This is a genomic window from Vibrio sp. Isolate30 (assembly GCF_022397975.1).
In the GTDB taxonomy this organism is placed as follows: Bacteria; Pseudomonadota; Gammaproteobacteria; order Enterobacterales; family Vibrionaceae; genus Vibrio; species Vibrio fortis.
Genome location: NZ_JAKEUS010000010.1, coordinates 92,717 through 104,610 on the forward strand (window position 1 = coordinate 92,717; position 11,894 = coordinate 104,610).

The following is an 11,894-nucleotide window of genomic DNA, read 5'->3' on the forward strand; positions in this document are numbered from 1 at the left end:
TGCATTCCTTAGGAACGCGTGTTGTTGGCTGCATCCTTGTGTAGTGCTCTATCCGAACACCTAATTTAAAATTGAGCATTGATGCCTGAGTGATCATTCATTCAAACACCAGACTAATCAGCGATATCTTTTTTCTATGTACTTCAGTGAAGCTCATAGCCTGTTTTACAACAAGGAAAGGTATCTCCGATTAGCCTCAGGACAGAAATTTTAGACGCGACATTCTAGCGATCTGTTTAATCTCTGTCGAGCCAATCACCTCAGCTTGATGATGAATGCTCTAAATTCGTCCGCCTGAGAGGGTCATATTCAATCAAAACACCACTCGACACATCGGAAATGGGGACAATAGCGGCTTTTTCAAGGGAATCGAGGGCTTTTTTTCCGAAAAAGCTTAAAAAGAGATCTTGCTCTTGTTTTACCCCTCAGAGTCGATAACTTTTTCAACAATCTCCGTTACAAAGCCTTAACCTATAACTGTCTGTCGACTCTCATTTTTTGAACAATTTATGGCACTTTGAGTGTTACAGACACCTGACACGCTTTTCTAGACCGTAATTCACAGCGAGAACTCCTATGTTTCAACCTTCCCGCCTGCCTATTTTGCTACTCATCACTTATGGGTTGCTGATGATTCTCGGCGGTCACTGGGTATGGAATATCAGTCATCAAAGCTTGCTTGAAGATCATCAATCAAAACTCGACCGCTTCTCGGTACATATCGCCAGTCAACTGGATAAGTTCGCACACATCCCCGAGCTACTCTCGAAGGACAAAGAGTTGATTGATGCGCTCCATGCGCCAGATAACTCTGCGCAAGTCGAGCTAACCAATCGCTATCTAGCGCACGTTAATCAAGTAATACAGGCCTCAGACACCTACTTACTCGACCATATTGGTACCACCATCGCTGCGAGTAACTGGAATCAAGCACACTCATTTGTCGGTCGGAATTTCGCTTTTCGCCCCTATTTTCAGCACGCCTTTAGCGGAAAAGAGAATCAGTATTTCGCGCTTGGTTCTACTTCAGGAAAACGTGGCTATTACTACTCTTACCCCGTCTCTTACGCTGCTGAAATCATCGGCGTCATTGTCGTTAAAATGGATCTGTCATTGATTGAGGCAAGCTGGAAGGGAAAACAGAGTTACTTTGTTGCCGACGACAAAGACAACGTGGTGTTTATGTCGAGTAACCCTGACTGGCTTTTTAAAAGCTTACAGCCCTTGGACGATGAACGTAAACGCCAAATCCAGGAAGGAAGACAGTTTCTTGATACCGCGATAGAGAGCTTAAACTTCAACGGTGATCTTGGTTCTTCCACCAGCACGATTCAGTCTTTGCACCCTTTGGTTCATGAACAGTTTTTTGCTTCATCACGCTTTATCGAGCAACCCAAATTAACGGTTCGAGTACTGTCTCCTACTCATTTAGTTTGGTGGGATTTAATCTCTTATTTGGTGGTACTGAGCTTGGTTTTTGCGATCATTTACCTCGCTTTACAGCTCAATCTAAACCGCATCCATCGTCGAGTACAGATAGACAGGCTACAGTCTGAGGCGAAACAAAAGCTCGAATTTTTGGTGTTAGAACGAACATCTGAGTTGCACGCAGAAGTGTTGCAACGCACCGAAACAGAGAAGGCGTTAAGGCAGACTCAAGATGAGTTGATCCAAGCGGCAAAGCTGGCTGTTTTGGGGCAGATGTCTGCGAGTATCAGCCACGAGTTAAATAACCCACTTGCCGCAATTCGAAGCTATGCCGATAACGGTCGTCTGTTTTTGGCAAAAGAAAAATTTGAACGTGTGGACGACAATCTTTCACGCATCTCATCGCTCACTGATCGCATGGCCAAGATCAGCCATCAACTTCGATCATTTGCCAAAAAGTCTAACGCCGAAGACCTATCGCAACTGCAATTGCTTCCTCTACTGCACTCGTCGATAGAGCTCATGAAACCTCAATTGAAAGCAGAAAGAGTAGCGATGTCCCCCCTTCCAGACAAATTGGATGCTCTCGTTCAAGCCAATGCGATCCAGCTTGAACAGGTGATCATTAATCTGATTACTAATGGTATACAGGCCATGGAAGGACAAGAGAGTAAACAGTTGAACCTAGAGTTCGAGCATCACATAAATACCAACTCAGAGCGTTTTATTCAGCTACACATTGATGATAACGGCCCAGGCTTTGCCCATGACACGCCACAGCAGTTCTTTGAACCATTCCATACCACTAAGAAGAATGGTTTAGGCCTTGGCTTATCGATCTCACAACAAATTATTCGAGGCATTAACGGCGAACTCACCCACGCCAAAAGCCCACTAGGTGGAGCGAGATTTACTATCTGCCTGCCGTTAATTACAGAACAACAAAATAACAATAACGAATAAAGGAACCATTATGTGCCATGTCTATTTCATTGATGATGAGCCAGATCTTCGGCTAGCCAGTGAACAAAGTTTTGAATTGGCCGATATTGATGCTCAATTTTTCCCCGATGCAGAATCAGCGCTGATTGCAATCCAAGAGCACGGGCTACCACATGTCATCATTACTGATATCTGCCTTCCAGGATTGTCTGGCCATGACCTATTAAATACCGTCATCCATAAAGACAAAGAGCTACCGGTGATTATGATTACCGGACATGGCGACATCTCAATGGCGGTGAAATCTATTCACGATGGCGCTTACGATTTCATTGAGAAGCCCTTTGCCAACGAGAGGCTAATTGAGACAACGAAACGTGCCATAGAAAAGCGTCAACTGATCCTTGAAAACCGTGAACTGAAACAGTCATTAAAAGCCAGCCAAACCTTAGGGCCTCGTATCATTGGCGAGACACCCGTTATCCAAGAATTACGCTCAACCATCACTCATGTCGCTGACACCAGTGCCGACATCTTGCTGTTTGGCGAAACGGGTACAGGCAAAGAACTGGTCGCTCGCTCACTCCATGAACAAAGCAGCCGAAGAGAGCAGAATTTCGTTGCGGTTAACTGTGGTGCTGTACCTGAGAACTTGATTGAGAGCGAACTCTACGGCCACGAAAAAGGCGCCTTTACCGGAGCAGAGACCAAGAGGATCGGTAAATTTGAGCATGCCCAAGGCGGAACCCTGTTCCTAGATGAGATCGAATCTATGCCAATGCAGGCGCAAATTCGTCTACTGCGAGTACTACAAGAGCGTGTTATTGAGCGCATTGGCTCTAACCAGCTTCAACCTCTTGATATTCGCGTCATCGCCGCCACCAAGGTCGATCTCAAAAAAGCGGCTGCAGAAGGCACATTTAGACAAGACCTCTATTACCGACTTAATGTCGTCACACTCGACTTACCACCGCTACGCAGTCGAAAAGAGGACATCGCCGCCCTCTTTCACCACTTCTTGTTAGTGGCTGCCGCACGCTACGGTAAAACTGCGCAAGCGCTGCCAAGCAGTGACTTACATAAATTAATGGCGCATGACTGGCCCGGTAATGTACGTGAGCTAAGAAACACGGCTGAACGTTTTATCTTACTTGGAAAGCTAGCACAGCTGGGAGATGTGGTTGAACAAGAGGCATGTTCGAGTTTGGCCGACCAAGTTGCCAGCTTTGAGAAATCAGTGATCGAACAAGCTTTGATCGATAACGAAGGCAGTATAAAGCTAACCATGGAACTGCTTAACGTGCCAAGGAAGACGCTCTACGACAAAATGCAGCGTTACCAAATCGATAAAGACGATTTTAAGTAAAATACCTCTGCCAATTTAGGCTTTAAATTGGCAGAGATCCACGTGCTCATCCATACTTTGAGCACCAGAGTTTAAAACAATAAAATCATGAACGAGAAAACAACCGTACCCGCCATATCCGATACCGTTTTGATAGACGGGCATTACGAAGAAGAGAAGCGTTCAGGCCGAGAACGACGTAAAAGCCATACTCGTTGGAAAGGCTATGACAGAAGAAACACGGCCTCCCGTCGAGTCCCAAGCAAAAAAATAGATGAAGAGGTTTAACTCTTCATCTATTCGTTAAGGATAAAATTACAATTAATCGTATTACTTAGTGATGATTTCCGGCCCCATCAGGGTCGTTGGTAGCCAAGTTGATACCCAAGGCACGTATGTAACGATTATCAAGAACAAGAACATTACCCCAACCCAAGGCAACGCTGCTTTCACCACGTTCATCATCGACATCTTCGCTACCCCGGCGGTCACAAAGAGGTTGAGCCCCACCGGCGGCGTTATCATCCCTATCTCCATGTTCACCACCATCATGATGCCCAAGTGAATTGGGTCAATACCCAAAGCAATCGCGATTGGGAAAACCAGCGGCGCAACGATAATCAGAAGACCAGATGGCTCCATGAATTGACCACCAATCAATAGCAGCAAGTTCACTACAATCAAGAAGGTAATAGGACCAAGACCGGCCGATAGCATCGACTCCGTGATCATTTGTGGAATGCGCTCTTCTGTCAGTACGTGCTTAAGAATCAATGCGTTCGCAATGATGAACAGCAACATAATGGTCAGCTTACCGGCATCGTACAGAGTGTCTTTAGTATCTTTGTGGACGAAGGTTTGCAGCGCTTTCACTAGCATCGGTTTTTTGTTCTCTTTGTCTGCGAATGGTCCCATGTCCTTATAAACAAAGTTCGCGATAAAGAAGGCGTATACTGCCGCAACCGCCGCCGCTTCTGTTGGTGTAAAGATACCGCCGTAGATACCACCAAGGATGATGACGATAAGTAGTAAGCCCCAGCTCGCGTCTTTCGCAGCATCAAACATCTCACCCCAACCAACAAACGGCTGTGCTGGGATTTTTTTGATACGTGCTGCAATGTAGATAGCAATCATCAGCATCACACCCGCCAGTAGCCCTGGAATAACACCACCCAGGAACATACGACCTACAGATACGTCGGTTGCTGCAGCGTAAACTACCATTACAATCGATGGCGGAATAAGGATACCCAAGGTACCTGCGTTACAGATAACACCAGCCGCAAACTCTTTCGAGTAACCGTTTTTGATCATACCCGCAATAACGATACTACCGATAGCAACTACCGTCGCAGGCGACGAACCAGAAAGAGCCGCAAACATCATACACGCCACAACCGACGCCATTGCTAAGCCGCCTCGGAACCAGCCGACCATCGCGATTGCAAAACGGATAATACGCTTTGCCACACCGCCAGTAGACATAAAGCTAGACGCTAGAATGAAGAAAGGAATAGCGAGTAGAGTATAGTGCCCTGCGAACGCGTTAAATAGAGTTTGTGCGACTGAAGCGAGTGACGCATCTGAGTGCATCAACAAAAATAGAATACTGGATAAACCCAGCGAGATAGCAATCGGCACGCCCACCAGCATGAAAGCGATTACCATCAAGAATAGAAATAACATCGCCATGATTAGTCGTCCTTGCTTTTCGATTGTTGATTAGATGGCTTTGAATCTTCCGCTTTCACGGAGTTTTGCGAATCCAAAATCGCAGTGGCGTCTTCATCACTTCCCGCTTCAACTTGAGCTTTCAGTGCATCAAGATCTTCTTCGGCTTCATGGCCTGCAATCATGCGGTCAATCTTGCCTGTTGCGACTTGATATGCGACCTGCGCAAATCGGAAGGTAAGCAGTGCCATACCAATCGGTAGTGCCATGTAAGGGATGAATCGAGGCAGCTTTTCGTAGCGCTCGCCCTCATTGAGCCAATCTGCTAAAAATTGCAGCATCTCTGGCATTGGAATATCGTCTGTTTCGTACCATGCGCGATCAGTCGCGAACGGGTACCAATAGTTCCAAGAACCAATCAAAAGAAGGATAGAGAATGCAAGACAACAAGTGACAGCAATCAAGGCATACACTTTTCTCAGCTTCTCTGGTGCAAGGTTGATAACCACATCAACCCCAATATGAAAGTGCTTTTTAACGCCGTAAGAAGCGCCTACTAGCACCATCCATGCAAACATGAATACGGTGAGTTCTAATGCCCATAAAATGTTGTCGTTGAACGCGTATCGAAATACCACGTTCGCAAAAGTTAGTAGGGTCATTGCACCCAGGAAGAAGGCTATTAAAGACTCTTCAATTAAATCGGTGACTCTTCCGACTTTGGAAAATAAAGACTGTTCCATTTGAGACTGTTCCATAAAATGCTCCGCTTATAATTGTTTTAATAAAGGGCGGCGGTAGGGAGCCGCCACCCAATAGCGGTATTACTGGTTAGAAGCCAGTGCAGCTTCGATTAGATCAGAACCGATGTCTTTCTCAAACTTCTTCCATACTGGTTGAAGTGCAGTTACCCAAGCTTGACGCTGTTCAGGTGTCAGCGTACGAACTTCACCACCCGCTTCGATGATGTTGTTTTTGTTTGCTAGGTTAACTTTCGAAGACTCAGCGTTACGTGTCTCAGAAACTTCTTTAACAATCGTGTTTAGCTGTTCACGTACGTCTTTAGGTAGGCCTTTCCAGAAGTCGTTTGACGTTACAACTAGGTAATCAAGAATACCGTGGTTAGTTTCTGTTACGCCGTCTTGTACTTCGAAGAATTTCTTACCGTAGATGTTAGACCAAGTGTTCTCTTGACCGTCGATAACCTTAGTTTGTAGACCGCCGTACACTTCTTTGAATGACATTTTCTGTGGGTTAGCACCTAACTGCTCAAACTGTGCAACCAATACATCAGACGCTTGTACACGGAACTTCAAACCTTCAGCATCAGCAGGGCTAATAAGCGGTTTGTTGGCCGACATCTGCTTCATACCGTTATGCCAGAACGCTAGACCTTGTAGGCCACGACGCTTCATTGCATTCTTCAGCTTTTCACCAGATTCTGAGTTTTGGAAACGGTCAACAGCGTCAACATCTTCAAATAGGAACGGAAGGTCAAAAATGCGGTATTTCTTAGTGAACTTTTCAAATTTAGACAGCGAAGGTGCCGCCATTTGAACATCACCGTTTAACAGGGCTTCCAGTACCTTGTTGTCATCGTATAGCGTTGAGTTAGGGAAAACTTGCATACAAGCTTTACCATTCATTTCCGTGTTTACTCGCTCTTCCAGTAAAGAAGCAGCAATGCCTTTCGGGTGCTTATCGGTATTTGTTACGTGGCTGAACTTGATAACAATTTCACCTGGATCACAGTTCGCAGCAGCATTAAAACTTGTGAGCGCAAGCGCAGATACAGATAGCAGGGTAAGAGGCTTAAACATTATTATTCTCCTTAGTAAACAAAGCAGCCCATCAATGGGAACTGCATGTCATCACTAAGGCAATTAGCGCGCCAACTAGCTACAATTATTTAACAACCCTTTAACCGCAAGGCTTGGCGGATAATTGGACAAACCCGAGGTAAACCAGGCGTATAAGTAATGGGTGGAAAATGACACATGGAATATTTGTAAATGGGTGGAATATCACCGAGACATCTCTCGCTTGTTTTAGGATTAGAAAGCAAAAAGCAGCCCATTCGAGGACTGCTTCTAATAGAATTCTCGCTTCCAAGCTAATGCACTTAGAAATCGATTCTTCTTTCAGTCTGTGCATCAAAGAATACCGCTTTCGACAGGTCGAAATGCAGCGGTGCCATCTGCCCTACCGAGACTTCAAATTCCGGTGATAATCGACACGCCACTTCTTGGTCGTTCACCTTCACCATCGCAATCGTATCTGGCCCTGTCGGTTCTAGCACTTCCAATTGCAAATCCAGTTTTGTGGTTGCCGACAAGTCATCGCCTTGTTGCTCAGTAATGTGCTCTGGACGCAGGCCAATCACCACTTCTTTGCCATCTTGTTCGCGCATGCTTTGCGGCAGACGAATATGGTGCTCCTGATCAGCCGTACCAATAACCTTGATGATCGGGTTCTGCTCTTCGTCGAGATCCACCATAGTCTTGATGAAGTTCATTGATGGTGAACCCATAAAGCCTGCCACAAACATGTTGCTTGGCTTAGTGTAGATCTCTTGCGGTGTGCCCAACTGCTGCAATTCGCCATCTTTCATTACTGCAATACGGTCAGCCAGCGTCATTGCCTCAATTTGGTCATGGGTTACATAGACAATGGTGGTGTTGAGCTTTTGATGTAAGCGCTTAATCTGATGGCGCATTTCCACACGCAGCTTGGCATCCAAGTTAGAAAGTGGCTCATCAAACAGATACAACTTAGGGCGACGCGCCAGTGCACGCCCCATTGCCACACGTTGACGCTGACCACCAGATAGCTGTGATGGTTTACGATCCAGCAGTTGTTCAATTTGCAGCATTTCAGCGACGCGATTCACTTCAGCATCGATCTCGTCCTGCGGCATCTTACGAATCTTAAGGCCGAAGGCAATGTTACCGCGTACTGTCATATTTGGGTACAGCGCGTAAGACTGAAACACCATCGCTATGTCGCGATCTTTGGGTTCAACCTGAGCGACATCAACACCATCAATCACAATCTCACCTGAACTAATGTTTTCTAGCCCAGCGATGGTGTTCATTAGGGTGGATTTTCCACACCCCGAAGGGCCGACAAGTATCAAGAACTCCCCCGAATCGATACTAATATCTATGCCCTTTAACGTTTCGTTGTCCGCGTTGCGATAGGTTTTACGGATCTGTTTTAAATCTAATGTTGCCATGGGTAATTATCCTTTTACTGATCCTGCCGTTAGGCCACGAACAAAATATTTTCCTGCGAAGACATACACCAACAGCGTTGGCAGTGCGGCGATGATCGCAGCAGCCATATCGACGTTGTACTCTTTAACGCCCGTGCTGGTGTTGACTAAGTTGTTTAATGCTACGGTGATTGGCTGAGTCTCTGAACCTGAATACACCACCCCGAACAAGAAATCGTTCCAGATAGCGGTAAACTGCCAGATCACCGTCACCATGATGATGGGTGTGGATATTGGTAATAAGATCTTGAAGAAAATGGTAAAGAATCCCGCACCATCCAGTTTTGCCGCTTTGATCAATTCATCAGGAATCGAGATGTAGAAGTTACGGAAAAACAGCGTTGTAAACGCCATGCCGTAGATAACGTGCACAAGTACCAAGCCAATGGTGGTATTTGCTAACCCCATCTTGCCCAGCACGGTCGCCATAGGTAACAGCACCACTTGGAATGGAATGAAGCAACCGAATAGCAGCAAGCTAAAGAACAAGTTTGAGCCACGGAACTGCCATTTAGTGACCACATAGCCATTGAATGCGCCTAGTAGTGTTGAGATAGCCACTGCAGGAATCACCATTTGGAACGAATTCCAGAAATAGCCTTTAACCCCTTCACACTTCACACCAGTACAAGCGCTATCCCACGCTTTATACCAAGCATCGAACACCCACTCTTTGGGTAAACTCATCAAGTTACCTGCCTTGATGTCTGGCAAGGTTTTAAATGAGGTTAGTACCATTACGAACAGCGGCATTAGGTAAACCAAACAGAAGAAAAGCAGCGCCGAATAGATAAACATTCGAGCAAAGTTGATGTTGTTCATCATGACTTTTTCTCCCTAAGCTCTGAGTAAAGATAAGGCACGAGAATCGCCAGAATACCCGCTAGCATCATCATCGCACTGGCAGCGCCTAGTCCGATTTGTCCGCGTGTAAATGAGTGTGCATACATGAATAGCGCCGGAAGATCCGATGAATAACCTGGGCCACCTGCCGTCATCGCTGTCACAAGATCGAAGCTCTTAATCGCAATGTGTGACGTAATGATTACCGCACTGAAAACTACAGGTCTCAAGCAAGGTAAAATGATTTTGAGGTAGATAGTGGGTAAGCTTGCACCGTCAATTTGCGCCGCTTTAATAATGGAAGAGTCGATACCACGCAGGCCAGCTAAGAACATCGCCATCACAAAGCCTGACGACTGCCAAAGCGCGGCAATCACTAAGGTATAAACCGCCATTTCAGAGTCGACCAACCAGTCAAATTTAAAATCGGTAAAACCCCAATCTTGCATCAGCTTTTCAATACCTAGACCTGGATTCAGAATCCACTTCCAAGCGGTACCCGTCACGATGAATGACAGCGCCATTGGATAGAGATAGATGGTACGAATCGCGCCTTCTTGTCGGATGTTCTGGTCAAGCAAAATCGCCAAGCCGACACCCAATACGATGGCAATCACCATGAATAGGATCCCAAACACACCGAGGTTGGTGATTGAGGTTATCCAGCGATCGTTCTCCATCAGCTTTTCATATTGAGCAAAGCCAACAAAATTGAAGCTCGGTAGAAATCGAGAATTAGTAAACGACAGCGCTGCCGTCCAGAATATATAGCCGTAGATACATACCACGGTCACCAACGCGGTCGGTGCCAGCACAATCTTAGGTAACCAATGTTGTAACCTGTCAGCAAAACTGGGCTTTGGTGCAGGCTGGCTCCTTGTCGGTTTTGGAGTCGACTCAGTCAAAACATGCTCCATAACTTTTCCTTGTTGCACAATTGAGCCAATGGCTTACCTCTCGGCACCACATCAGCATCACGCATATCAGAATTGAGGTGAAGAGCGGATAGGCTCCCTACGAACCTACCCACCCTGGGGGTTAGGGATAAGCAACATACTCAGTAACTCGTGTTCTGTTCGTGTTGCTTATCAAACTAGGTTAGATAGCCGCTTTTACCGCTTTCGCTAACTTAGCTGCTGCCTCTTTAGGATCAGCATCTTTTTCGTTGAAGAAGTTAGTCACAACGTCATAGATAGCGCCTTGAGCGTAGCTTGTTGTAGATAGGCCGTGAGCCATACTCGGTACAAGGTCACCAGATTCCGCACTCGCTTTGAAGGTTGCCATTGAGTCCAACGCACATTGGTCGAACTTAGACATATCCATATCTAGACGAACTGGAATCGAGCCTTTGTTTAGGTTGAAGACCTCTTGGAAGTCTTTAGTAAGAATAGTTTTCGCAAGATCTTGTTGCGCTTTTTGATTCTCTTTATCGCCCAGCTCAAAGAAAGCAAAGCTATCGATATTGAAAGTAAATTGGCCGTCAGTACCCGGTGCTGGTGCACAGATGTAATCTTTACCCGGCACTTTGCCCGCTGCGGTAAACTCACCCTTCGCCCAGTCACCCATGATTTGCATTGCCGCTTCACCATTGATAACCATTGAGGTTGCTACGTTCCAATCTCGGCCCGGAGAGTTGCTGTCGATGTAGTCACGCATCTTTTTGAACTTGGTGAACACTTCAACCATTTTGTCGCCAGAAAGCACGTCCATATCCAAATCAACGAATGCCTTGTTGTAATCTTCACTGCCAAGTACATCCAGTGCCACTGCCTCGAAAACTGTTGCGTCTTGCCATGGTTGACCACCATGCGCCAGAGGGATGAAGCCTGCTGCTTTGATCTTGTCTGCAGCGACAAAGAACTCATCTAATGTGGTTGGAACCGTCACACCCGATTTTTCGAGTACTTCTGGGTTTGCCCAAAGCCAGTTAACGCGGTGAACGTTCACAGGAACCGCTACGTATTCGCCGTCCCACTTCATCACTTTGGTAACAACAGCGGGTAGTAAATCATCCCACTTTTCTTGTTTCGCGGTTGCATCGAGAGACGTTAGAAAACCTAACCCCCCCCACTCCTGAATGTCATGACCTTTGATCTGCGCGGCAGATGGCGGATTACCAGATACTGCTCGAGTTTTTAAAACAGTCATCGCACTTTCACCGCCGCCACCAGCAACAGCGAAATCTTTCCAAGTATGACCTTGTTCTTCAATCATCTCTTTAAGTACTGCAGCGGATTTAGCTTCACCACCAGCAGTCCACCAGTGAAGCACTTCCACTTCACCAGCTTGAGAAAATGTTGAGGCAGCAAGAAGAGATAGAGTAAGTAGGGTTTTATTGATTTTCATTATAATCTTCCATGTTTAGCGGACTCGACGCCCGGTTCAATAAAG

Annotated in this window: 10 protein-coding genes; 3 read left to right on the top strand and 7 right to left on the bottom strand. The window is 46.1% G+C overall.

The window, feature by feature from the left end; translation table 11 throughout:
* Positions 1-576: 576 nt before the first annotated feature.
* From L1D60_RS19365 to L1D60_RS19375, 3 genes are all read left to right on the top strand, one after another.
* Positions 577-2,391, top strand: coding sequence for an ATP-binding protein (locus L1D60_RS19365; protein WP_239842516.1), 1,815 nt, complete (start codon positions 577-579; stop codon positions 2,389-2,391).
* A 10-nt stretch (positions 2,392-2,401) separates the two neighbouring features.
* On the top strand, positions 2,402-3,736 hold the full coding sequence (locus tag L1D60_RS19370; protein ID WP_239842517.1) for a sigma-54 dependent transcriptional regulator: 1,335 nt from the start codon (positions 2,402-2,404) through the stop codon (positions 3,734-3,736).
* A gap of 87 nt (positions 3,737-3,823) precedes the next feature.
* Positions 3,824-4,003, top strand: coding sequence for a hypothetical protein (locus tag L1D60_RS19375; protein WP_239842518.1), 180 nt, complete (start codon positions 3,824-3,826; stop codon positions 4,001-4,003).
* A 42-nt stretch (positions 4,004-4,045) separates the two neighbouring features.
* Here the strand turns inward: L1D60_RS19375 and L1D60_RS19380 are convergent, their stop codons facing one another.
* The 7 genes from L1D60_RS19380 to L1D60_RS19410 all read right to left on the bottom strand — a co-directional run bounded on the left by L1D60_RS19380 (position 4,046) and on the right by L1D60_RS19410 (position 11,849).
* Entirely contained in the window at positions 4,046-5,407 is a 1,362-nt protein-coding gene (locus L1D60_RS19380) for a TRAP transporter large permease (RefSeq protein WP_239842519.1), read from the bottom strand.
* 2 nt (positions 5,408-5,409) lie between these two features.
* Positions 5,410-6,144, bottom strand: coding sequence for a TRAP transporter small permease (locus L1D60_RS19385; protein ID WP_239842520.1), 735 nt, complete (start codon positions 6,142-6,144; stop codon positions 5,410-5,412).
* A 66-nt stretch (positions 6,145-6,210) separates the two neighbouring features.
* On the bottom strand, positions 6,211-7,206 hold the full coding sequence (locus tag L1D60_RS19390; protein WP_150895462.1) for a TRAP transporter substrate-binding protein: 996 nt from the start codon (positions 7,204-7,206) through the stop codon (positions 6,211-6,213).
* Positions 7,207-7,508: 302 nt separating this feature from the next.
* Entirely contained in the window at positions 7,509-8,621 is a 1,113-nt protein-coding gene (gene ugpC, locus L1D60_RS19395; protein ID WP_032549615.1) for a sn-glycerol-3-phosphate ABC transporter ATP-binding protein UgpC, read from the bottom strand.
* Positions 8,622-8,627: 6 nt separating this feature from the next.
* Positions 8,628-9,485 carry a carbohydrate ABC transporter permease gene (locus L1D60_RS19400; protein WP_063523580.1) on the bottom strand — a complete coding sequence of 286 codons (858 nt, stop codon included), beginning with the start codon at positions 9,483-9,485 and terminating at the stop codon, positions 8,628-8,630.
* Positions 9,482-10,420: a sugar ABC transporter permease gene (locus tag L1D60_RS19405; RefSeq protein ID WP_004739913.1), complete on the bottom strand. Its 939-nt coding sequence runs from the start codon at positions 10,418-10,420 to the stop codon at positions 9,482-9,484. Before L1D60_RS19405 ends, L1D60_RS19400 begins: the two co-directional genes overlap by 4 nt.
* A 181-nt stretch (positions 10,421-10,601) precedes the next feature.
* Complete coding sequence (locus L1D60_RS19410) at positions 10,602-11,849, bottom strand: ABC transporter substrate-binding protein (protein WP_128161594.1); 1,248 nt, start codon at positions 11,847-11,849, stop codon at positions 10,602-10,604.
* Positions 11,850-11,894: the final 45 nt, after the last annotated feature.